At 70.4% G+C, this 21,762-nt stretch carries 20 protein-coding genes; 17 read left to right on the top strand and 3 right to left on the bottom strand.

The genetic code is table 11. The annotated features are described in order from the left end of the window. Positions 1–35: 35 nt before the first annotated feature. Positions 36–1,007, bottom strand: coding sequence for an LLM class flavin-dependent oxidoreductase (locus SMA5143A_RS21745; protein WP_107464563.1), 972 nt, complete (start codon positions 1,005–1,007; stop codon positions 36–38). A gap of 281 nt (positions 1,008–1,288) precedes the next feature. Between SMA5143A_RS21745 and ftsY the strand changes: the two genes are divergently transcribed. After that, positions 1,289–2,497, top strand: coding sequence for a signal recognition particle-docking protein FtsY (gene ftsY / locus SMA5143A_RS21740; RefSeq protein ID WP_107464562.1), 1,209 nt, complete (start codon positions 1,289–1,291; stop codon positions 2,495–2,497). 130 nt (positions 2,498–2,627) lie between these two features. Here ftsY and SMA5143A_RS21735 read toward each other — a convergent pair whose 3' ends face one another. Next, positions 2,628–3,278, bottom strand: a complete 651-nt coding sequence (locus SMA5143A_RS21735; protein WP_107464561.1) for a bifunctional DNA primase/polymerase — start codon at positions 3,276–3,278, stop codon at positions 2,628–2,630. Positions 3,279–3,704: 426 nt separating this feature from the next. Between SMA5143A_RS21735 and nsdA the strand changes: the two genes are divergently transcribed. The 6 genes from nsdA (at position 3,705) to ffh (ending at position 12,298) form a co-directional block, all read left to right on the top strand. After that, positions 3,705–5,180: a transcriptional repressor NsdA gene (nsdA, locus tag SMA5143A_RS21730; RefSeq protein WP_107464560.1), complete on the top strand. Its 1,476-nt coding sequence runs from the start codon at positions 3,705–3,707 to the stop codon at positions 5,178–5,180. 373 nt (positions 5,181–5,553) lie between these two features. After that, positions 5,554–6,129 (top strand): hypothetical protein, encoded by a 576-nt coding sequence (locus tag SMA5143A_RS21725; RefSeq protein ID WP_258193661.1) that lies wholly within the window; start codon positions 5,554–5,556, stop codon positions 6,127–6,129. A gap of 338 nt (positions 6,130–6,467) precedes the next feature. Continuing rightward, positions 6,468–7,763 (top strand): ammonium transporter, encoded by a 1,296-nt coding sequence (locus tag SMA5143A_RS21720; RefSeq protein WP_107464558.1) that lies wholly within the window; start codon positions 6,468–6,470, stop codon positions 7,761–7,763. Next, positions 7,760–8,098 (top strand): P-II family nitrogen regulator, encoded by a 339-nt coding sequence (locus SMA5143A_RS21715; RefSeq protein ID WP_003997576.1) that lies wholly within the window; start codon positions 7,760–7,762, stop codon positions 8,096–8,098. Before SMA5143A_RS21720 ends, SMA5143A_RS21715 begins: the two co-directional genes overlap by 4 nt. Before the next feature lie 26 nt (positions 8,099–8,124). Continuing rightward, a complete protein-coding gene (locus SMA5143A_RS21710) occupies positions 8,125–10,593 on the top strand; it encodes a [protein-PII] uridylyltransferase (protein ID WP_107464557.1) in 2,469 nt (822 codons plus the stop codon). Positions 10,594–10,735: 142 nt separating this feature from the next. Further along, positions 10,736–12,298 carry a signal recognition particle protein gene (gene ffh / locus SMA5143A_RS21705; RefSeq protein ID WP_107464556.1) on the top strand — a complete coding sequence of 521 codons (1,563 nt, stop codon included), beginning with the start codon at positions 10,736–10,738 and terminating at the stop codon, positions 12,296–12,298. Between the two features lie 373 nt (positions 12,299–12,671). Here ffh and SMA5143A_RS21700 read toward each other — a convergent pair whose 3' ends face one another. Then, a complete protein-coding gene (locus tag SMA5143A_RS21700; RefSeq protein ID WP_181361962.1) occupies positions 12,672–13,532 on the bottom strand; it encodes an SAM-dependent methyltransferase in 861 nt (286 codons plus the stop codon). A 202-nt stretch (positions 13,533–13,734) separates the two neighbouring features. Here SMA5143A_RS21700 and proS point away from each other — a divergent pair, with 202 nt between their 5' ends. From proS to lepB (SMA5143A_RS21650), 10 genes are all read left to right on the top strand, one after another. Beyond that, a complete protein-coding gene (gene proS, locus SMA5143A_RS21695; protein WP_107464555.1) occupies positions 13,735–15,150 on the top strand; it encodes a proline--tRNA ligase in 1,416 nt (471 codons plus the stop codon). Between the two features lie 259 nt (positions 15,151–15,409). Beyond that, positions 15,410–16,006, top strand: coding sequence for a hypothetical protein (locus SMA5143A_RS21690; protein WP_055517136.1), 597 nt, complete (start codon positions 15,410–15,412; stop codon positions 16,004–16,006). Positions 16,007–16,364: 358 nt separating this feature from the next. Continuing rightward, the gene (gene rpsP / locus SMA5143A_RS21685; protein WP_099970733.1) at positions 16,365–16,793 is read left to right on the top strand and encodes a 30S ribosomal protein S16; all 429 of its coding nucleotides are present in this window, start codon (positions 16,365–16,367) and stop codon (positions 16,791–16,793) included. 2 nt (positions 16,794–16,795) lie between these two features. Then, positions 16,796–17,035, top strand: a complete 240-nt coding sequence (locus tag SMA5143A_RS21680) for an RNA-binding protein (protein ID WP_033526925.1) — start codon at positions 16,796–16,798, stop codon at positions 17,033–17,035. A 103-nt stretch (positions 17,036–17,138) separates the two neighbouring features. Next, positions 17,139–17,681 carry a ribosome maturation factor RimM gene (gene rimM / locus SMA5143A_RS21675; RefSeq protein ID WP_055541812.1) on the top strand — a complete coding sequence of 181 codons (543 nt, stop codon included), beginning with the start codon at positions 17,139–17,141 and terminating at the stop codon, positions 17,679–17,681. Continuing rightward, positions 17,681–18,514 (top strand): tRNA (guanosine(37)-N1)-methyltransferase TrmD, encoded by an 834-nt coding sequence (trmD, locus tag SMA5143A_RS21670; protein WP_107464554.1) that lies wholly within the window; start codon positions 17,681–17,683, stop codon positions 18,512–18,514. The genes rimM and trmD overlap by 1 nt, the downstream gene beginning before the upstream one ends. A 134-nt stretch (positions 18,515–18,648) precedes the next feature. Further along, on the top strand, positions 18,649–18,999 hold the full coding sequence (rplS, locus tag SMA5143A_RS21665) for a 50S ribosomal protein L19 (protein ID WP_053848457.1): 351 nt from the start codon (positions 18,649–18,651) through the stop codon (positions 18,997–18,999). A 46-nt stretch (positions 19,000–19,045) separates the two neighbouring features. Beyond that, positions 19,046–19,792, top strand: coding sequence for a signal peptidase I (gene lepB, locus SMA5143A_RS21660; RefSeq protein WP_107464553.1), 747 nt, complete (start codon positions 19,046–19,048; stop codon positions 19,790–19,792). Further along, positions 19,785–20,903 carry a signal peptidase I gene (gene lepB, locus SMA5143A_RS21655; protein ID WP_258193660.1) on the top strand — a complete coding sequence of 373 codons (1,119 nt, stop codon included), beginning with the start codon at positions 19,785–19,787 and terminating at the stop codon, positions 20,901–20,903. The genes lepB (SMA5143A_RS21660) and lepB (SMA5143A_RS21655) overlap by 8 nt, the downstream gene beginning before the upstream one ends. Beyond that, the gene (gene lepB / locus SMA5143A_RS21650) at positions 20,869–21,759 is read left to right on the top strand and encodes a signal peptidase I (protein ID WP_258193659.1); all 891 of its coding nucleotides are present in this window, start codon (positions 20,869–20,871) and stop codon (positions 21,757–21,759) included. Before lepB (SMA5143A_RS21655) ends, lepB (SMA5143A_RS21650) begins: the two co-directional genes overlap by 35 nt. Positions 21,760–21,762: the final 3 nt, after the last annotated feature.

Genomic DNA, 21,762 nt, shown 5'->3' with positions numbered 1-21,762 from the left:
ACCGGGGCGGCGGCGTGTCCGCGCCGGGCGGACGGTCAGCCGTTCAGCCGGGGCAGCACCCGCTCGGCGAACAGCCGCAGCCCCCGCCACCCCTCGTCCACCGGCATTCCGCCCGCGAGCGGATGCAGGACGTAGTTGTCGAGGCCCAGCGCAACGCACTCGTCCGGCGTGACGATCCGGTACACGCCCTCGGCACGCAGTTCGTCCACCGTCGTCGCCCCCGACCGCACGGCCGACCGGATCCCGGCCGACTGCCACGAGGCGTACGTCCGCGCCTCGTGCAGGAAGTGCCGGCCGTACTCGGCCCACGCCCGGTCCGGATCCTCCGCCACATGCAGCAGCGGGGTCTCGGCCGCGGGCATCATCGTCCAGCCCTCGGTGCCGTACTCCACGAGCCGCTCCTTGTAGTACGCCTCCAGCTCCGGCAGGTGCGCGCTCGGGAAGAAGGGCAGGCCGAGCCGGGCCGCCCGCCGGGCCGCCGCCTTCGACGAACCGCCGACCAGCAGCAACGGATGCGGTTCGGTGGCCGGCCGAGGGGTGACGCGGACCGTGCGCCCCCGATGGGTGAAGGGCTCGCCGGTCCATGCCCGCAGCAGGGTCTCCAGCACCTCGTCCTGGAGGCTCCCCCTGCGCTTCCAGTCCACGTCGAACTGGGCGTACTCCTCCGGCCGGTACCCGATACCCGCCACCGTCACCAGCCGCCCGCCGCTCACCAGGTCCAGGACGGCGATCTCCTCGGCCAGCCGCAGCGGGTCGTGGAGCGGGCCGATCATCGCCGACACGGTCACCGCGATCCGCCGCGTCGCCCCGAACACCGCGCCCGCGAACATGAACGGCGCCGGCAGCCAGTTGTTCTCGACGCCGTGGTGCTCCTCCGTCTGCACGGTGCTGATGCCCCGCTCGTCGGCGTACGCCGCCATCTCCACGGCGGCCCGGTAGCGGGCCCCCAACGCGGCGCGCGTGGCGCCGGGCTCGACCAGATTGAAACGGACGACCGTGACGGGCATGGGGACCCCCTTCGGACGGATGTGGAGGGGGACGCTAGCTGACGTTGTGTCAGGTTTCTAGAGGAGGGTGTGTGACGGCCCACTGCATGGGCCGTCACACACCCTGGGGACGCTTCTCTGCGTACCCGACGGGGCCCTTCGCATACTGGTCCCGTTGTGACTCCGCCCCTTAGGGGCTTCCGCCCGACGAGATGCCGGGCGGCGGGCCAGCCCGGCCCGTGGGGTAACCCCGACGTGCCCAACGAACCGCCGGACGGGAGGTCACGCATACTGGCCTAGTTATGGAAATCCTCATCCTTGCTGTAGTCATCGCCGTGGTCGTGCTCGGCGTGCTGGGCGGGCTCGTCGTCGGCAGCCGCAGGAAGAAGTCGCTGCCGCCGGCGCCCCCCACCACACCCGACATCACCGCGCCCCCGGCCGAGCCGCACGTCGGCGACGAGGCCGAGACCCCGCGCGACGAACCGCGCCGAACGATCGAGGAGGTGGACCTCCCGGACGCCTCGGCGACGGCGCCCGTCGCCGTCGAGGAACCCCCGGTCGTGGAGGTTCCCCCGATCGAGGTCCCGGAGCCGACCGCCGGCCGTCTGGTACGGCTGCGCGCCCGGCTCTCCCGCTCGCAGAACGCGCTCGGCAAGGGGCTGCTCACCCTGCTGTCGCGCGAGCACCTCGACGACGAGACCTGGGAGGAGATCGAGGACACCCTCCTCACCGCCGACGTCGGCGTCCAGCCCACCCAGGAACTGGTCGAGCGGCTGCGTGAGCGAGTCAGGGTGCTCGGCACCCGGACCCCGGCCGAGCTGCGCTCCCTGCTGCGGGAGGAACTGCTCACGATCCTCGTCCCCGAGTTCGACCGCGCGGTCAACACCGACTCGCCGCTCGACACGCCGGGCATCGTGATGGTCGTCGGCGTCAACGGCACCGGCAAGACCACCACCACCGGCAAGCTGGCCCGGGTCCTCGTCGCCGACGGCAAGAACGTCGTCCTCGGCGCCGCCGACACCTTCCGCGCCGCCGCCGCCGACCAGCTCCAGACCTGGGGCGAGCGCGTCGGGGCCCGGACGGTGCGCGGTCCGGAGGGCGGCGACCCGGCCTCCATCGCCTTCGACGCCGTCAAGGAGGGCATCGAGGAGGGCGCCGACGTCGTCCTGATCGACACCGCCGGCCGACTGCACACCAAGACCGGCCTCATGGACGAGCTCGGCAAGGTCAAGCGGGTCGTCGAGAAGCACGCCCCGCTCGACGAGGTGCTGCTCGTCCTCGACGCCACCACCGGTCAGAACGGCCTGGTCCAGGCCCGTGTCTTCGCCGAGGTCGTCGACATCACCGGCATCGTCCTCACCAAGCTGGACGGCACCGCCAAGGGCGGCATCGTCATCGCGGTCCAGCGGGAGCTGGGCGTCCCCGTCAAGCTCGTCGGTCTGGGAGAGGGCGCGGACGATCTGGCGCCGTTCGAGCCGGAGGCGTTCGTCGACGCCCTGATCGGCGACTGACCGCCATCGCCTGCGGATGTCCGTAGGCCGACACGACGAAAGCGCCCGCCCCCAGACGCAGTGGGGGACGGGCGCTTCGCCGTGTCAGGGGGCGGGACGATTCGCGTCTTCGGGGCCGGTGCCGAAGGGGTTACGCCCGTGACCGGTGCGCCACGTACGCCAGGGTGCCCAGCAGCAGCCGCGCGGCCGGTGGCCTCGTCGCCGAGTCGAGGGCGGGGGAGCGCAGCCAGCGGACCGGGCCGAGGCCGCCGCGGTCGGACGGCGGGGCGGTGATGTGGGCGCCGGGGCCAAGGCCGCGCAGGTCGAGGGCGGAGGGGTCGTCCCAGCCCATGCGGTAGAGCAGCTCCGGCAGCTCGGCGGCGGCCCCGGGCGCGACGAGGAAGTGGGCCCGGCCCTCGGGCGTGGCGATCACCGGGCCGAGCGGCAGGCCCATGCGTTCGAGCCGGACCAGTGCGTGCCGCCCGGCGGACTCGGCGACCTCGATCACATCGAACGAGCGGCCGACCGGCAGCATGATCGAGGCGCCGGGGTGCTCGGCCCAGGCTTCGCTCACCTGGTCGAGGGTGGCTCCTGCGGGCACAGGGGGAGCGAAGTGGAGGGGGTGCGCGCCGGGCGCGTCACAGGTCGTCCTGCCGCAGGAACAGGCGCCCGAGGCCGCCCGTGCGCCGGGGGCGACGTCCCATCCCCAGAGGCCGGTGAACTCGGCCACCGCCGTGCAGTCCGAGGAGCGGCCGCGCCGCCCAGATCGCAACTCGCGAATGCCGCCGATCGTGAAGCCCATGCCCCCTCCAACGGGTCCAGCGCGCCGGCGGTTACGCGACGGAGGCGGATCGTGACGCTCCGTCTCCGCCTGGGCGGCGCACCGTGGCACCCCCGGGTGGTGCGGTCGGAGCGGGCGCCCTTGAACGCATCGCTCCGCCGACCCCCTGCCGTCATGTGTCAAGTGAATCGCGCGCGGGGGACCGTTAGTTCATTCGAAGGGGTGGCGAATGGTGGCGTTTCTGGAATCGCCGTGGCCGGACGCGTGATCGTGGGATTACTTTGAGTGCACAGATCCTGGGGATGCACGCGCTCGTGGGTATGCCGGAGGCAAGTCGTCTTTCCGTTCGACGGGTGACAGCGGACGGACGTACGGCGCGGTAACCGGCATTCTGGTAGGGCTTGGCGCACACAGCGCACAAGTGGTTTCAGGGATGGGGGCGTTCCAGTGGGCGGCAACGGCGGAAGCGGCACGAACGCTGAGAAGCGCCCGAACGAACTGCTGGGCTCGTGGTTCGTCCGCAGCGGCTGGTCCAAGGGCGAACTCGCGCGTCAGGTGAACCGCCGCGCCCGCCAGCTCGGGGCCAACCACATCTCCACCGACACCTCGCGCGTACGGCGCTGGCTCGACGGGGAGAACCCGCGCGAGCCGATCCCACGGATCCTGTCCGAGCTGTTCTCCGAGCGGTTCGGCTGCGTCGTCGCCGTCGAGGACCTCGGGCTGCGCGCCGCGCACCAGGCACCGTCCGTGTCCGGCGTCGATCTGCCCTGGACGGGCCCGCAGACCGTGGCGCTGATCAGTGAGTTCTCGCGCAGCGACCTGATGCTGGCGCGGCGCGGCTTCCTCGGGAACTCCCTGGCCCTGTCCGCGGGTCCGGCCCTCATCGAGCCGATGCAGCGCTGGCTCGTCCCCACCCTGCCCGCACCCCGCCCGGAGCCCGAACCCTCCGCCGCCGCGCGCCGCGGCGGCCGCCTGTCCAAACCCGAGCTGGACCTCCTGGAGTCCACCACGGTCATGTTCCGGCAGTGGGACGCCCAGTGCGGGGGCGGCCTGCGCCGCAAGGCGGTCGTCGGCCAGCTGCACGAGGTGACCGACCTCCTCCAGGAGCCCCAGCCCGAGGCCACCAACCGGCGTCTGTTCAAGGTCGCCGCCGAGCTGGCGGAGCTGGCCGGCTGGATGAGCTACGACATCGGCCTCCAGCCCACCGCCCAGAAGTACTTCGTCCTCGCCCTGCACGCGGCGAAGGAAGCGGGCGACAAGCCCCTCGGCTCGTACGTCCTCTCCAGCATGAGCCGCCAGATGATCCACCTCGGCCGGCCCGACGACGCGCTCGAACTGATCCACCTCGCCCAGTACGGCAGCCGCGACTGCGCGAGCCCGCGCACCCAGGCGATGCTGTATGCGATGGAGGCCCGCGCCTACGCCAACATGGGGCAGCCCGGCAAGTGCAAGAGGGCCGTCCGGATGGCCGAGGACACCTTCGCCGACGCCGAGGAATGGGACGACCCGGACCCTGACTGGATCCGCTTCTTCAACGAGGCCGAACTGCACGGCGAGAACTCCCACTCCTACCGCGACCTCGCCTATGTGGCCGGCCGCAGCCCCACGTACGCCTCCCTGGCCGAGCCCGTGATGCGCCGCGCGGTCGAACTCTTCGCGACGGACACCGACCACCAGCGGTCGTACGCGCTGAACCTGATCGGCATGGCCACGGTCCATCTGCTGCAGCGTGAGCCCGAGCAGGGCGCCGACCTGGCGCAGCGGGCCATGACCGTCGCCCGGAAGGTCCGCTCCGAGCGCCTCAACACCCGTATCCGCAAGACCGTCGACACGGCCGTACGCGATTTCGGCGACCTCGCCGAGGTCGTCGAGCTCACCGACCAGCTCGCCGTGCACCTCCCGGAGACCGCCGAAGCGGTCTGACCCGGCCCGGCCCGCCGACCCCGAGGGCCCCCGACTCCGGCCGCGGCCGGCCATCCCTACTGCCCGACTCGGCTCCCCCATCGCCAAGTCATCGGATGGCCCGCCGTGGTCGGCCTTTTGCATGACGTTTGCAAAGCCGGTGAATCGTAACGACTTCGATCCCCCTTGGTAACGTGGCGTGCCCGTGTCAACCTCTGTGGCTAAAGTTGCGTCCGCGCCACTCGGAAAGATGGCGGTCAACTCCTGTGCTCGTACGTGAAATTGACGTAACGGCCAGGAAAACCACGGGGAAACGGGGTAATCGGATATGCAGGCCAAATCAGTGGCATCCGCCGTCGGGGTGGGTGCGTCCTCTCTCGCTCTCGTCATGGGCATGGCGCCCAGTGCGGGTGCGGTCGCAAAGACCTCGCACAGCAAGCCGTACAGCGCGACCGTGTCGATGTGGTCCAAGCCGCTCAAGCGCTGCGTCTATGTGAAGCTCACCGGCCGGGTCGAGTTCAAGCACTACTACTGGCAGATGAAGGGCGCCAAGGACCACGCCTACACGGACGTGAAGCTCAAGGACCCGTCCATGACGGCCACCACCTACTCGAGCTGTTCGGGCGGCAAGCGGGCGAACCTCACCAAGCTGCAGCTGACCCAGCGCTGGTACGAGAGCACGAAGTGCAAGATGAACGCCAAGGTTGCCGTGGGTGTGTGGAGCCTTTCCGTCACTCCGACCCTGGAGTGCGGCAAGCGCAAGGCCGCGACGCGCGCCACCACGTACAACGTGAACTCGTGGAAGTACGTCCAGAGCAACAGCGGCCGTCCGGCGAGCTTCGACGGAATGGTCCGCGTCTCCCTCAAGGCGGAGAAGCTGTGCCTCTCCGTGCGTCCCGAGGCCACGGCGTACGTCGGGGCCAATTCCGACTCCTGGACCAAGACCGTCAAGGTCTGCGTCAAGCGCTGATCGGGCCGCTGAGCCGGTAGGACGAACCGCGGCCGGGCGGGGGCGGGTGCACACGCTCCCCCGGCCGCGGTCGGTCCGTGCCGCAGTTCCATCGGATACGAAGCCGGTAGCCCCGGAAGCCTCCGCAGGTGCCGGGCCCTGCGGGGGATCAAACGGGTGCGACCTGCGTTTCACCTGTCTGTAACGCGACATGCGGGTTCGTCACGTGCGGGAAACAATTCCAATCTCCCCGTGAAACGGTGCTGCGCCAGTCTCCTCAGCACAGTCGGCCCTCCCCGAGAGCTCCCCCAGGCTTCAGCATCCGCACGGGCCGTTCCGACCATGAGGAGATACCGGCATTGAACGGCACAGATACCGGATTCGTATTGATCAGCGCGGCGCTCGTCATGGTGATGACGCCTGGCCTGGCGCTCTTCTACGGCGGCATGGTCCGGGCCAAGAGCGTGCTGAACATGCTGATGATGTCCTTCATCTCGTTGGGCATCGTCAGCATCCTGTGGGTGTTGTTCGGCTACTCGCTCGCCTTCAGCGGTGACGTCGGCCACTTCATCGGCAACTTCGACGCCATCGGCCTCAAGGGCATCGACGTCACGAGCACGGTCGACAGCTTCGTCACCAACGCCAAGGGCGAACCGCACCAGATCGCCGCGTTCTCGTTCATCCTCTTCCAGATGCTGTTCGCGGTGATCACCCCGGCCCTGATGAGCGGCGCCCTCGCGGACCGCGTCAAGTTCAGCGCCTGGATGGTCTTCGTCGCGCTCTGGGTCACCCTGGCGTACTTCCCGGTCGCGCACTGGGTCTGGGCGCCCGGCGGCTGGCTCTTCGACATGGGTGTCATCGACTTCGCCGGTGGTACCGCGGTCCACATCAACGCCGGTATCGGCGCGCTCGCGGCGGTCCTCGTGGTGGGCAAGCGGATCGGCTTCAAGAAGGACCCGATGCGGCCGCACAGCCTGCCGCTGGTCCTGATCGGCACCGCCCTGCTGTGGTTCGGCTGGTTCGGCTTCAACGCCGGTTCATGGCTCGGTGTCGACGGCACCACCGCCCGCATGGCGATCAACACGCAGGTCGCGACCGCCGCGGCCATCATCGGCTGGCTGATCTACGAGCGCATCCGCCACGGCGCGTTCACCACCCTCGGTGCCTGCTCCGGCGCCGTCGCCGGCCTCGTCGCGATCACCCCGTCCGGTGGTCACGTGAACGCCTTCGGCGCCATCCTCATCGGTGTCGTCGCCGGTGCCGTCTGCTCCTGGGCCGTCAGCCTCAAGTACAAGCTCGGCTACGACGACTCCCTCGACGTCGTCGGCGTCCACCTGGTCGGCGGTGTCATCGGCACCCTGATGGTCGGCTTCCTGGCCACCGGCGGTGTGGGCGGTCTCGACCAGTTCGGCAAGCAGGCCACGGGCGCCTTCTCCGTCATGGGCTACACCTTCGTGGTGACCTGGATCATCGCCTTCGCCATCCAGAAGACGATCGGCTTCCGCGCCTCCGAGGAGGACGAGATCACCGGGGTCGACCAGACCCAGCACGCCGAGACCGCGTACGACTTCAGCTCGGCCGCCGGTTCGCACATCTCCTCCGGCGTCACGAGCACCGTCGCCGCCGCCACCCAGAGCAAGAAGGTCGAGGCATGAAGCTGATCACCGCCGTCGTCAAGCCCCACCGGCTCGACGAGATCAAGGAAGCGCTGCAGGCCTTCGGGGTGCACGGACTTACGGTCACCGAGGCCAGTGGGTACGGTCGGCAGCGGGGACACACCGAGGTGTACCGCGGCGCCGAGTACACGGTGGACCTGGTTCCCAAGATCCGGATCGAGGTACTGGCCGAGGACGACGACGCCGAGCAGTTGATCGACGTCATCGTCAAGGCCGCCCGCACCGGCAAGATCGGTGACGGCAAGGTCTGGTCCCTCCCGGTCGAGACGGCCGTACGGGTCCGGACGGGCGAGCGCGGCCCGGACGCGCTCTGACCGCACAGAAGAACAGGAGTCACTGGGTGACGAGTACGGACGTACGTACGGATGCAGAGGACTCGGGACCCAGCGGCTACGCGGCGGCCCGGCTGCGCCTCCTCCAGGAGGAGGCGCGGTCCGGGCCGCCGCGCCGTGCCGCCCTCGCCGAGCTGACCGACGACTGGCTCGCCGGACTCTTCGGCGCGGGCGCCGGCGAGCTGCGCGGCGCCTCACTCGTCGCCGTCGGCGGATACGGGCGCGGCGAGCTGTCCCCCCGCAGCGACCTCGATCTGCTGCTCCTGCACGACGGCTCCGACGACAAGGCCGTGGCCGCCCTCGCCGACCGCATCTGGTACCCGGTCTGGGACCTGGGGCTCGCCCTCGACCACTCGGTCCGCACCCCCGCCGAGGCACGCAAGACCGCCGCCGAGGACCTCAAGGTGCAGCTGGGGCTGCTGGACGCCCGGCATCTCGCCGGTGACCTCGGGCTCACCGCCGGACTGCGCACCGCCGTCCTCGCCGACTGGCGCAACCAGGCGCCCAAACGCCTCCCCGAACTCCAGGAGCTGTGCGCCGAGCGCGCCGAGCGGCAGGGGGAGCTGCAGTACCTCCTCGAACCCGACCTGAAGGAGGCGCGCGGCGGGCTGCGCGACGCCACCGCCCTCCGCGCGGTCGCCGCCTCGTGGCTCGCCGACGCCCCGCGCGAGGGGCTCGCCGACGCCCGGCGCCGCCTCCTCGACGTACGGGACGCGCTGCACCTCACCACCGGGCGCGCGACCGACCGGCTCGCGCTCCAGGAGCAGGACCAGGTCGCGGCCGACCTCGGGCTGCTGGACGCCGACACCCTGCTGCGCCAGGTGTACGAGGCGGCGCGGGTCATCTCGTACGCCAGCGATGTCACCTGGCGCGAAGTGGGGCGCGTGCTGCGTTCGCGCGCCGTGCGGCCCCGGCTGCGCGCCATGCTCGGCGGTGGCAAGCCGGTCGCCGAGCGGTCACCGCTGGCCGAGGGCGTGGTCGAACAGGACGGCGAGGTCGTGCTCGCGCGCGCCGCCCGGCCCGAACGCGACCCGGTGCTGCCGCTGCGCGCCGCCGCCGCGGCGGCCCAGGCCGGACTGCCGCTGTCCCTGCACGCCGTACGACGGCTCGCGGCCACCGCCCGCCCGCTGCCCACGCCCTGGCCCGCCGAGGCGAGGGAGCAGCTCGTCACCCTGCTGGGGTCCGGGCGGCCGACCGTCGACGTCTGGGAGGCCCTGGAGGCCGAGGGGCTCATCACCCGCCTGCTGCCCGACTGGGAGCGGGTCCGCTGCCGCCCGCAGCGCAACGCCGTCCACATCTGGACCGTCGACCGGCATCTCATCGAGACCGCCGTCCGCGCCTCCGCGCTGACCCGCCGGGTCCACCGGCCCGACCTCCTCCTCGTCGCCGCGCTGCTGCACGACATCGGCAAGGGCTGGCCCGGCGACCACTCCGTGGCAGGGGAGATCATCGCCAAGGACGTGGCGGCCAGGATCGGCTTCGACCGTGAGGACGTGGCCGTGCTCGCCACCCTCGTCCGCCACCACCTGCTGCTCGTCGACACCGCCACCCGGCGTGACCTGGAGGACCCGGCCACCGTGCGGTCCGTGGCCGAGGCCGTCGGGTCACCGGGCACCCTCGAACTGCTGCACGCCCTCACCGAGTCGGACGCCCTGGCGACCGGGCCGGCCGCCTGGTCGTCGTGGCGGGCCTCGCTCGTCTCCGACCTGGTCCAGCGGGTCGCCGCGCTGTTCGCCGGGGACGTCCCGGCGGAGCCGGAGCCCGCCGCGCCCACCGCGGAACAGGAGCGGCTCGCCGTCGAGGCGTTCCGCACCGGCGGGCCCGTGCTGTCGCTGCGCGCGCAGACGGAGGCGCCGGCGGAGGACAGCGACGACGGGGGTGAGAAGGACGAGAAGGCCGACCCGGAGCCGCTCGGCGTGGAGCTCCTCATCGCCGTGCCCGACCAGCCGGGCGTCCTGCCCGCCGTCGCCGGTGTCCTCGCCATGCACCGGCTCACGGTGCGCACGGCGGAGCTCCGGGCGCTCGACCTGCCGGACGGCGTCGAGGGCTCCGTCCTGCTGCTGGACTGGCGGGTGGCCGCCGAGTACGGCTCGCTGCCGCAGGCGGCCCGGCTCCGCGCCGACCTCGTACGCGCCCTGGAGGGCTCGCTGGACATCGCGGGACGGCTCGCCGAGCGTGACGCCGCCTACCCCCGGCGCCGGGGCGTGGTCGCGCCCCCGCCGCGCGTCACGGTGGCCGCGGCCGCCTCCCGGCACGCCACGGTCATCGAGGTCCGCGCCCAGGACGCCCCGGGCCTGCTGCACCGCATCGGGCGGGCCCTGGAGGACGCGCGCGTGCGGGTGCGCAGCGCCCACGTCAGCACGCTCGGCGCCAACGCGGTGGACGCCTTCTACGTCACCGGCCGTGACGGCGCCCCCCTCCCGGGCGACGACGCGGCCTCCGTGGCGCGGAAACTGGAGGAGACGCTGCGCGGCTGAACCCCGGGGTCACGGGGCCGCGACCTGCTCCGTGACCCCGGGCCGGGCACTGTTGTCCACAGGGGTGGAGACCCGACCACACCCAGACAGATACCCTGGAGGGCACGTCAGACTGCCCCCGACTCCGAGGACCGACACCGCCGTGTTCGATACGCTCTCCGATCGCCTCTCAGCGACTTTCAAGAACCTGCGCGGCAAGGGGCGCCTCTCCGAGGCGGACATCGACGCCACGGCACGCGAGATCCGCATCGCGCTCCTCGAGGCGGACGTGGCGCTGCCGGTCGTCCGGGGCTTCATCAAGAACGTCAAGGAGCGGGCGCTCGGCGCCGAGGTCTCCAAGGCGCTCAACCCCGCCCAGCAGGTCCTCAAGATCGTCAACGAGGAGCTGGTCGGGATCCTCGGTGGCGAGACCCGCCGCCTCCGCTTCGCCAAGAACCCGCCGACCGTGATCATGCTCGCGGGTCTCCAGGGTGCCGGTAAGACGACCCTCGCGGGCAAGCTCGGCCGGTGGCTGAAGGAGCAGGGCCACTCCCCGCTGCTGGTCGCCTGTGACCTCCAGCGGCCGAACGCGGTGAACCAGCTGAGCGTCGTCGCCGAGCGCGCGGGTGTGGCGGTCTACGCCCCCGAGCCGGGCAACGGCGTGGGCGACCCGGTCAAGGTCGCCAAGGACTCCATCGAGTTCGCGAAGTCGAAGGTCCACGACATCGTGGTCGTCGACACCGCCGGTCGTCTGGGCATCGACCAGGAGATGATGCAGCAGGCGGCGGACATCAGGGACGCCGTCTCCCCGGACGAGATCCTCTTCGTCGTCGACGCGATGATCGGTCAGGACGCGGTCAACACCGCGGAGGCCTTCCGCGACGGCGTCGGCTTCGACGGCGTGGTGCTCTCCAAGCTCGACGGTGACGCCCGCGGTGGTGCCGCCCTGTCGATCCGCCAGGTCACCGGCAAGCCGATCATGTTCGCGTCGAACGGCGAGAAGCTCGACGAATTCGACCAGTTCCACCCGGACCGGATGGCCTCCCGCATCCTCGACATGGGTGACCTGCTCACTCTGATCGAGCAGGCGGAGAAGACCTTCAGCCAGGAAGAGGCCGCCAAGATGGCCTCCAAGCTGGCGTCCAAGAAGGGTCAGGACTTCACCCTCGACGACTTCCTGGCCCAGATGGAGCAGGTCAGGAAGATGGGCAGCATCAGCAAGCTGCTCGGCATGCTGCCCGGCATGGGTCAGATCAAGGACCAGATCAACAGCATCGACGAGCGCGACGTCGACCGCACCGCCGCGATCATCAAGTCGATGACCCCGGGCGAGCGCCAGGACCCGACGATCATCAACGGTTCCCGCCGGGCCCGCATCGCCAAGGGTTCCGGTGTCGAGGTCAGCGCGGTGAAGAACCTGGTCGAGCGGTTCTTCGAGGCCCGCAAGATGATGTCCCGCATGGCCCAGGGCGGTGGCATGCCCGGGATGCCGGGCATCCCCGGCATGGGTGGTGGCCCCGGCCGGTCCAAGAAGCAGCCCAAGCAGGCCAAGGGCAAGCAGCGCTCCGGCAACCCGATGAAGCGCAAGCAGCAGGAGCAGGAGGAGGCGGCCCGCCGGGCGGCCGCAGCCCAGGGCGGCGCCGCGGGCGGTGCCTTCGGACTGCCGGGCCAGCAGGCCGGCCAGGACTTCGAACTGCCGGACGAGTTCAAGAAGTTCATGGGCTGACGGTCGCCCGCGTTCGATGGCTCCGGCCGCGTTCGCGGCCGTGTACGGTCCCGGGCGCGCAGACGCCACTGGGGGCGCCCTCCGAGCGGAGGGCGCCCCCAGTGGCGTGTCAGGTGTGGCGGCGGCGCCGCGCGGTCGGCCGGGGGGTGTGGCCTGGCGCGCGGCGCCCGTACCGTGCGTGGACGGCACCTTCGTGGTTGTCGGCATCCGAGTGCGTGTTTCGGCCGGACGATGCGTCAGGCTATGAGGATGGTGCTCCACTTCGCGAAGTGAGAGGCACCCCGTCCCGCTTTCTCCACACCATTCACACGCGCATCGGCCGAAAGTGTCGAAGACCTTCTCAGCGCACCCATGCCGGGGCCGTCCGCGCCTCTCAGGGCGTCCGCGCGATCAGATACCGGAACACGTTCGGCATCCACACCGTGCCGTCCTGGCGGCGGTACGGGTGCAGGGCCTCGGTCAGTTCCTTGTTCACCTGGACCGGGTCCGTGGCCGCGATCGCCGCGTCGAACAGCCCCGTCGACAGCAGCCCCCGCACCGCGTTGTCCACGTTCGCGTACCCGAAGGGGCAGGCCACGCGCCCGGAGCCGTCCGGCCTGAGGCCGGCCCGCTGGGCCACCTCCTCCAGGTCGTCCCGCAGCGCCAGGCGCCAGCCGCCCGTGCCGCGCAGGGGATCGGCGAGCTTGGTGGCGACGCGGAGCACCGTGGACGTGGCGCAGCGCTCGGGGGGACCCCATCCCGCGAGGACCACGGGGGTGCCCCGCCCGGCGAGCGGGGTCGCGCGGGCGAGCAGCTCGCCCAGGCCCTCGGAGTCCCCGGCCAGACAGCCGATCGGCTCGAAGGCGGTCACCACGTCGTACGGGGGAGAACCCGGGACCCGGGCCGCGTCCTCGGGAGCACCCTCCACGACGCGGGCGTCGGCACGCGCGCGTGCGCCCCATCCCTCCGGCAGCAGCCGCTCCCGCGCGAGAGCGGTTCTCTCGGGCGACGACCCGTCCACACCGGTGACCGCGGCGCCCCGCGACGCCGCCATGAGCAGTGCGAGCCCCGACCCGCAGCCGAGGCCCAGCAGCCGGGTGCGGGTGCCCACATCGAGCCGGCGGTAGACCGCCTCGTAGAGCGGGACCAGCATCCGTTCCTGGATCTCGGCCCAGTCACGCGCGCGTGCACACTGGTCCACACGGGGTGCGGTCCCCGGGCGAGGCAGTTGCTGCCGCACGAGCGTAGGTGTCATATCGAAAGCGCCCCAATCCGCCGAGAGTCGTCTCTGTGCCCGTTTTCAGGGCCCCCGTGACAGTGCGCTCGCACTCCCCCCGTATGCCAGATAACTCCGCACCTGGCGTGCCGTCCAGGGGTAGCGGACACCGGTTTGCAGACTGTCTACGCGTGGATAAAAGAATTCACATCCCCGCAACGTGGGCCCGTACGATCGCGACATGGCTAAAGCACCCGTTCTCACCCCCCGGGCGGACGACTTCCCGCGCTGGTACCAGGACCTGATCGCCAAGGCGGAACTGGCCGACAACGGCCCGGTGCGCGGCACCATGGTCATCCGACCGTACGGGTACGGGATCTGGGAGCGGATGCAGCAGGAGATGGACGCCCGGATCAAGGAGACGGGCACGCAGAACGCGTACTTCCCCCTCCTGATCCCGCAGTCGTACCTGACCAGGGAGGCCGAGCACGTCGAGGGCTTCGCGCCCGAACTGGCGGTGGTGACGCACGGCGGCGGCAAGGAGCTCGAGGAGCCCGCGGTGGTCCGCCCCACCTCCGAGATGATCATCAACGACTACTTCTCGAAGTGGATCCAGAGCTACCGCGACCTGCCCCTGCTGATCAACCAATGGGCCAACGTGGTCCGTTGGGAACTGCGCCCCCGACTGTTCCTGCGCACCAGCGAATTCCTCTGGCAGGAGGGACACACGGCGCACGCGACGTACGAGGAGGCGCGCGACTTCGCCGCGCACATCCATCGGGAGGTCTACGAGGACTTCATGGTGAACGTCCTCGCGATGGACGTCGTCCCCGGCCGCAAGACCGTCAAGGAGCGCTTCGCGGGTGCCGTCAACACCCTGACCCTCGAAGGCATGATGGGCGACGGCAAGGCCCTCCAGATGGCCACCAGCCATGAGTTGGGCCAGAACTTCGCCAAGGCCTTCACCACCCAGTACCTGTCGAAGGAGGGCAGGCAGGAACTCGTCTGGCAGACCTCCTGGGGCTCCACCACCCGCATGATCGGCGCCCTGGTGATGATGCACGGCGACGACAACGGCCTGCGGGTGCCGCCGCGCCTCGCCCACATCCAGGCCGTCGTCCTCGCGATCAAGGGCGACGACGCGGTTCTGGCCAAGGTCCGCGAGATCGGCGACCGGCTGAAGGCCGCGGGCGTACGCGTCCACGTGGACGACCGCACGGACGTCCCGTTCGGCCGCCGCGCCGTCGACTGGGAGCTGAAGGGCGTCCCCGTCCGTGTCGAGGTCGGCCCCCGCGACCTGGAGAGCGGCACCGCGATGCTCGCCCGCCGCATCCCCGGCGGCAAGGAAGCGGTGGCGATCGACTCCCTCGTGGGGCTGCTGCCCACGATCCTCGAGGAGGACCAGGCGCTTCTCCTGCGGCAGTCGCGCGAGCGCCGGGAGTCCCGTACGACCGAGGTGTCGACGCTCGGCGAGGCCGTCGAGGCGGCCGGCGCGGGCGGCTGGGCGCGCATCCCCTGGGCCGTGCTCGGCGAGAAGGGCGAGGCCGAGCTCGCGGAGCACGCCGCGAGCGTACGGTGTCTGGTCGCCGAGGACGGGTCGGTGCCCGACTCCTACGACGCACCCGGTAACGTCGCGGTTGTGGCGCGCGCTTACTAGAGCGATCCGTTCCGTCGCGAGAGCGACCGAAACGCCCCTTGCGCATCTGACGACCACAGGTGCCCCGGCGCGCGGACCTTGTCTACGCGCCGGGGCTACGTGTTACTACGTACCGCCTTGTATGGAGCTGCGAGGCTTCTCCGCAGATCAGCGCACCCGCCCTCGTCGGGACGCACTAGCGGCAACTGACGGGTACGTGCAAATTATTTGGGATGCCCCGGAATCGGAACACAGGGGCACTCAGGCTCGTTGTCATTACGTGAGCACGACACAGACACCACCCGTTCTCGCCGCAGAGCTGGCGCAGGCGTGGGCCGACATTCAGCGGTACCACCCCGAGCTGCCGGATCTTGCCGCCCCCGAGTCCCTGATCGGGGAGTCGTCGTCCGCATGCGGGCACGAACTCTCCTTCGAGCGACTGCTCCATGAGGCAGTCCACGGCATCGCCGCCGCCCGCGGGGTCCGCGACACCTCCCGCGCCGGCCGCTACCACAACCGGAGATTCCTCGCGATCGCCGAGGAACTGGGTCTCGACCACCCCGAGGAACCGCATCCCAGCAGCGGCTTCTCGCTGGTCACCCTCAACCCCGAGGCGAAGCGTCGCTACCGCCCGACCATCGAGAGACTGCAACGCGCCCTGAAGGCCCACACGGCGGCCACCTCCGCCGACACGGCCCGCAGCTTCCGGGGCCCGGCCGCCCGCCACGGCTCCTCCGGTGGAGGCGTCCGGGTCAAGGCGGTCTGCGACTGCGGACGCAACGTCCGGGTCGTCCCCTCCGTACTCGCCCAGGCCCCCATCGTCTGCGGCGGCTGCGGGAAGCCCTTCCGGATCCCGGAGGTCGTGGGCGCGGCGTGACGCGACGACGAACTGAACAGACGGCTGCTCGTGGCGGCCGTACCAGTGAGTCGTACGTCGAGTCGTACAACGGGCCTCACGTCGAGTCGGGTGTGGAGGGTGCCGTCCCGGCGGCATCCTCCACGCGCCGGTGAGCGCGACGCACCCCTGGCGCGGGGTGCCGCTCCGGCATGGCCGCACGCGCCCCCTCGCGGCAAGCGGGACCCGTGGGGTGTGGCACAATGGCTAGCTGTACTCGACAGTCGCACAGGACCCCTCTCTCCTCCGGCTGACGCGTCCATCGGGCACTCGGGTACCGCAACCCCACGCGGCATTCTCGCCGTGCCCAACCACGTCAAATCCAGGAGAACCCACTCCCGTGGCAGTCAAGATCAAGCTGAAGCGTCTGGGCAAGATCCGTTCGCCTCACTACCGCATCGTCGTCGCCGACTCCCGTACCCGTCGTGACGGTCGTGCGATCGAGGAGATCGGCAAGTACCACCCGACGTACAACCCCTCGGTCATCGAGGTCGACGCGGACCGCGTCGCCTACTGGCTGGGTGTCGGCGCGCAGCCGACCGAGCCCGTGCTCGCCATCCTGAAGAAGACCGGCGACTGGCAGAAGTTCAAGGGCGAGCCCGCTCCGGCGCCGCTCCTCGTGGCTCAGCCGAAGTCCTCCCGCCCGTCGTTCGAGGCCCTGGGCGGCGACGACGAGGGCAAGGGTGAGGCGATCACCCAGAAGAAGAAGGCTGAGAAGAAGGACGAGGCCGCGGCCGAGTCGTCTTCGTCTGAGTCGACCGAGGCCTGAGCATGCTCGAGGAGGCTCTCGAGCACCTCGTCAAGGGCATCGTCGACTACCCCGACGACGTACAGGTCGCCTCGCGCAACCTGCGTCGCGGGCGCGTCCTCGAGGTCCGGGTCCACCCCGATGACCTCGGCAAGGTGATCGGCCGCAACGGCCGTACCGCCCGCGCCCTGCGCACCGTCGTGGGTGCCATCGGCGGCCGCGGAGTCCGTGTCGACCTCGTCGACGTGGATCACGTCCGCTGACGCAATTCGCAGCACCGGCTCGGGCCGGGGAAGGCCATCGAGCCGTCCCCGGCCCGACGTCGTACGGTCGTCCGGACCGTCCGATGACAGGAGATCAAGCACAGTGCAGCTGGTAGTCGCACGGATCGGCCGCGCCCACGGCATCAAGGGCGAGGTCACCGTCGAAGTACGTACCGACGAGCCGGAGCTGAGGCTCGCGCCCGGCGCCGTACTGGCCACCGACCCCGCCTCGACGGGGCCCCTCACCATCGAGACCGGGCGGGTGCACAGCGGCCGCCTCCTGCTGCGCTTCGAGGGCGTGAAGGACCGCAACGCCGCGGAGGCGCTGCGCAACACCCTGTTGATCGCCGAGGTGGACCCGGAGGAACTCCCCGAGGAAGAGGACGAGTACTACGACCACCAGCTGATCGACCTCGACGTGGTCACCAAGGACGGGATCGAGGTCGGCCGGATCACCGAGATCTCGCACCTGCCGTCCCAGGACCTCTTCATCGTCGAGCGACCCGACGGCAGCGAGGTGATGATCCCCTTCGTCGAGGAGATCGTCACCGAGATCGACCTGGAGGAGCAGCGCGCGGTCATCGACCCGCCGGCCGGACTGATCGACGACCGCGCGGAGATCGCGTCGTCACGGGACGAGGCCTGATGCGGCTCGACGTCGTCACGATCTTCCCCGAGTACCTCGACCCGCTGAACGTCTCCCTCGTCGGGAAGGCACGCGCGCGTGGACAGCTGAATGTGCACGTGCATGATCTGCGCTCCTGGACGTACGACCGGCACAACACCGTCGACGACACGCCGTACGGCGGCGGCCCCGGCATGGTCATGAAGACCGAACCCTGGGGCGACGCGCTGGACTCCGCACTCGCCGACGGCTACGAGACCGGCGCCCGCCGGCCCGCCCTCATCGTCCCCACCCCGAGCGGCCGCCCCTTCACCCAGACCCTGGCCGTCGAACTCTCCGAGCGGCCCTGGCTGGTCTTCACCCCGGCCCGCTACGAGGGCATCGACCGCCGTGTCATCGACGAGTACGCCACCCGGATGCCCGTGTACGAGGTGTCCATCGGCGACTACGTGCTCGCCGGCGGCGAGGCGGCCGTCCTCGTCATCACGGAGGCCGTGGCCCGTCTGCTGCCCGGGGTCCTCGGCAACGCCGAGTCCCACCAGGACGACTCCTTCGCGCCCGGCGCCATGGCCAACCTCCTGGAGGGGCCGGTCTACACGAAGCCGCCCGAGTGGCGCGGCCGGGACATCCCCGAGGTGCTGCTCAGCGGCCACCACGGCAAGATCGCGCGCTGGCGCCGGGACGAGGCCCTGAGGCGCACGACGGCCAACCGGCCCGACCTCATCGAGCGTTGCGACCCCAAGGCCTTCGACAAGAAGGACCGGGAGATGCTCTCCATCCTGGGCTGGGCCCCCGACCCCGAGGGCGAGCCCCACGGCCGATTTTGGCGTCGGCTGGAGGGCGTGGAAGAATAGGCCGCTGTTGTGCGTCGTCCGGCGCGCGCCCCTGCCACAGGGGGACACGACGCCCGCCCCGACACGGACAGCATCCTCTTGGAAAACCTAGCTCCCGCCTATGACCTGTGGCATGGGCGAAGAAAGCAGACGCAATGTCTCACCTGCTCGACTCCGTCGACTCCGCGTCGCTGCGCAGCGACATCCCGGCCTTCCGCCCGGGTGACACCGTCAACGTCCACGTCCGCGTCATCGAGGGCAACCGCTCCCGTGTGCAGCAGTTCAAGGGCGTTGTGATCCGCCGCCAGGGCGCCGGTGTCCGCGAGACCTTCACGGTCCGCAAGGTCTCGTTCTCCGTCGGCGTCGAGCGCACCTTCCCGGTGCACACCCCGATCGTCGAGAAGATCGAGCTCGTCACCCGCGGTGACGTCCGTCGCGCCAAGCTGTACTACCTGCGCGAGCTGCGCGGCAAGGCGGCGAAGATCAAGGAGAAGCGCGAGAACTGAGCGCGCGCCCACGTGTCACAGAGGGGCCGGATACCATCTGGCCCCGATGGACAACGAGGCACAGCAGTACACGGAGCGCGACCGCTCCCCCCGCCCTTCCGAAGCCGGGACGTCATCAGTCCCGGCCGGTTCCGAGGAGACCTCGGACACGGAGCGGCCTGAGGGGCGGTCGCGTTTCGCATGGGCGGACCGCGCCGCCGAGTCCGTTCCGGGTGGGCGATACACCCTTGCCGTACTGATCTGCCTGCTCTTTCTGACGCTCTTCAACACCTTCGTGATGCAGCCGTTCCAGATTCCCAGCAGCTCCATGGAGCGTTCATTGAGGATCGGGGACCGCGTTCTCGTAAATAAGTTGGCGTACCGTTTCGGTTCTGAGCCGCGGCGAGGTGACGTCGTCGTCTTCGACGGCACCGGCTACTTCGGGAACGCCGACTACGTCAAGCGCGTTGTCGGCGTGGGGGGAGATCGGGTGGTCTGCTGCGACCAGGAGGGGAGGCTTGAGGTGAACGGCCGGTCGGTCGACGAGTCGTCGTTTCTGTACCCGGGGGACAGCCCGTCGAGCGTGCCCTTCGACGTGGTCGTACCCGAGGGGCGCCTGTTCCTCCTGGGCGACCACCGCGGCGACTCCAGCGACTCCCGCGACCACCTGGGCTCCCCGGGTGGCGGCATGATCCCCCTCGACGCCGTGATCGGCCGGGCCGACTGGATCGCCTGGCCCGCGGACCACTGGACGCGTCTGCACCGTCCCGACGCCTACGCGCGCGTGCCCGCCGCCGGCGGTGCGCATGGGTAACCGTGGCAGGCCCCGCGGTGCCGCCAGCGCCCCGTCCGAGAATCTGCTGCCCACCGGCACCCGGCGAGCCGGCGGTGCCGCCCGGCCGAGCCGGGTCGAGCGGCGCAAGCTCGCCCGCAAGATCAAACGGCGCAGGCGCCGCTCGGCGGTCAAGGAGATCCCGCTCCTCGTCGGTGTCGCCGTCCTGATAGCGCTGGTCCTGAAGACCTTTCTCGTCCAGGCGTTCGTGATCCCGTCGGGCTCCATGGAGCAGACGATCCAGATCGGCGACCGCGTCCTGGTCGACAAGCTCACCCCGTGGTTCGGTTCGAAGCCGGTCCGGGGCGACGTCGTCGTCTTCAAGGACCCCGGCGGCTGGCTGGAGGACGAGCAGACCACGGCCACGACCGAGGACCCCATCGTCATCAAGCAGATCAAGGAGGGTCTGCAGTTCATCGGACTGCTTCCGTCCGACGACGAGAAGGATTTGATCAAGCGGGTCGTCGCGGTCGGCGGCGACACCGTCAAGTGCTGCGACCTCCAGGGCCGCGTCACCGTCAACGGCATGCCCCTGGACGAGACGGCCTACGTCCACCCGGGCAACAAGCCCTCCACGCAGGAGTTCCAGGTCACCGTGCCCCAGGGACGGCTCTGGGTCATGGGTGACCACCGCGAGAATTCGGCCGATTCACGCGCCCACCAGGCGGACGACTCGAAGACGGCCCAGTTCAGCGGTACGGTCCCCATGGACTCCGTGGTCGGCAGAGCCGTGGTCATCGCCTGGCCGGTCGGCCACTGGGGGCAGTTGGAGGAGCCTGACACGTTCTCCGCCGTGCCGAGCGGGTCGCCCATCGCCCTCGGCGCTTCGCATAGGGTGGCCCCCGCGGATCGAAACGGATTGATCCCCCTCCCGACCCCTGCGGAACTCCCGCTCGTTATGGGAGTGGTGGGCCTGCACCGGATGTGGCGCGGGCGGCGGTACGGCGTGAGGAGTGGATGTGGGGGATTTGGCGGTCGGCGCACGGTCCGGACACGGTGGTTCCGAGGAGCGGCCCGAGCAGTCCGACGAGGCGGCTTCCCCGGCCGCGGAGAACGCCGTGGGTTCCGAGGGTTCCGTGTCCGACGGGAGTGACCACCCGGACGGGGCGAACGGCGGGGAAGACACCCGGACCTCGACGGACGACGGTGAGCAGAACCGTACGCCCAAGAAGAAGCAGCGCTCCTTCTGGAAGGAACTGCCGATCCTCATCGGGATCGCGCTGGTCCTCGCGCTGCTGATCAAGACCTTCCTGGTCCAGGCGTTCTCCATCCCGTCGGACTCGATGCAGAACACCCTCCAGGAGGGCGACCGGGTCCTGGTCGACAAGCTCACCCCCTGGTTCGGTTCCGAGCCGGAGCGCGGCGAGGTCGTCGTCTTCCACGACCCGGCCGGCTGGCTCAAGGGCGAGCCCACCCTGGAGCCCAACCCCGTGCAGCGGGTCCTCGGCTGGATCGGCCTGATGCCGTCCGCGGAGGAGAAGGACCTCATCAAGCGGGTCGTCGGCGTCGCCGGTGACACCGTGGAGTGCAAGGGCACGGGCCCCTTGAAGGTCAACGGCAAGGCGCTGAACGAGCCGTATGTGTACCCGGGCAACACCCCCTGCACCGTCGACGACACCGGCGGCCAGTTCAAGGTGAAGGTACCCGAGGGCAAAATCTGGGTCATGGGTGACCACCGGCAGAACTCGCTGGACTCCCGTTACCACCAGAACGACAAGAACAAGGGCATGGTCCCGGTGGACAGTGTCGTCGGCCGCGCCATCGTGGTCGCCTGGCCGCCCACCCGCTGGTCCACGCTGCCGATTCCCGACACCTTCGACCAGAACCTGAGCGCCGCCGCGCCCGGCGCGCTCGGTCTCGCGGGCGCGGTTCCGCTGGTGCTGTGGCGCCGGCGCCGTCTCCTCGCGACCCAGAGCCCGAGGGTTTCTGGCACGGGTACCGCCGGGTAGGGT

Origin of the sequence: Streptomyces sp. MA5143a, from assembly GCF_900290235.1 — a bacterium.
Lineage (GTDB): Bacteria > Actinomycetota > Actinomycetes > Streptomycetales > Streptomycetaceae > Streptomyces.
The sequence above is the reverse complement of the archived record's forward strand: the minus strand, read 5'-3'. Positions and strand labels throughout refer to the sequence as shown.